This window comes from Stenotrophomonas sp. HMSC10F07 (assembly GCF_001807895.1).
Classification (GTDB): domain Bacteria; phylum Pseudomonadota; class Gammaproteobacteria; order Xanthomonadales; family Xanthomonadaceae; genus Stenotrophomonas; species Stenotrophomonas sepilia.
Window position 1 is genome coordinate 1 of the sequence record NZ_KV791381.1, and the last position, 1,170, is coordinate 1,170.

Here is a 1,170-nt window from a genome sequence, read left to right on the forward strand (position 1 = left end):
CGCACCAAGCCGCACGTCAACGTCGGCACCATCGGTCACGTCGACCACGGCAAGACCACGCTGACCGCCGCACTGACCAAGATCGGTGCCGAGCGCTTCGGTGGCGAGTTCAAGGACTACTCCTCGATCGACGCCGCGCCGGAAGAAAAGGCGCGTGGCATCACGATCTCGACCGCGCACGTCGAATACGAATCCCCGACCCGTCACTACGCCCACGTTGACTGCCCGGGCCACGCTGACTACGTCAAGAACATGATCACCGGTGCCGCCCAGATGGACGGCGCGATCCTGGTGTGCTCGGCCGCTGACGGCCCGATGCCGCAGACCCGTGAGCACATCCTGCTGTCGCGCCAGGTCGGCGTGCCGTACATCGTCGTGTTCCTGAACAAGGCCGACATGGTGGACGACGCCGAGCTGCTCGAGCTGGTCGAGATGGAAGTGCGCGAGCTGCTGAGCAAGTACGAGTTCCCGGGCGACGACACCCCGATCATCGCCGGTTCGGCCCGTCTGGCGCTGGAAGGCGACCAGAGCGACATCGGCGTGCCGGCCATCCTGAAGCTGGTCGACGCGCTGGACAGCTGGATTCCGGAGCCGGAGCGTGCGATCGACAAGCCGTTCCTGATGCCGGTGGAAGACGTGTTCTCGATCTCGGGCCGCGGCACTGTGGTGACCGGTCGTATCGAGCGCGGCGTGATCAAGGTTGGCGACGAAATCGAAATCGTCGGCATCCGTCCGGTGCAGAAGACCACCGTGACCGGCGTTGAAATGTTCCGCAAGCTGCTGGACCAGGGTCAGGCAGGCGACAACGCTGGCCTGCTGCTGCGCGGCACCAAGCGTGACGACGTCGAGCGTGGCCAGGTGCTGGCCAAGCCGGGCACGATCAAGCCGCACACCAAGTTCGAAGGCGAAGTGTACGTCCTGTCGAAGGACGAGGGCGGCCGTCACACCCCGTTCTTCAACGGCTACCGTCCGCAGTTCTACTTCCGCACCACCGACATCACCGGCGCCGCCAAGCTGCCGGAAGGCGTCGAAATGGTGATGCCGGGTGACAACGTCAAGATGGAAGTCACCCTGATCAACCCGGTGGCCATGGACGAAGGTCTGCGCTTCGCCATCCGCGAAGGCGGCCGTACCGTCGGCGCCGGCGTGGTCTCGAAGATCATCGAGTAA

The 1,170-nt window shown here is 64.8% G+C and carries 1 protein-coding gene; it reads left to right on the forward strand.

Annotation, left to right across the window (positions count from 1 at the left end):
- Window positions 1-1,170, forward strand: a 1,170-nt coding sequence (gene tuf, locus HMPREF3114_RS10235) for an elongation factor Tu (RefSeq protein ID WP_095377057.1), incomplete at its 5' end; no start/stop codon positions are given.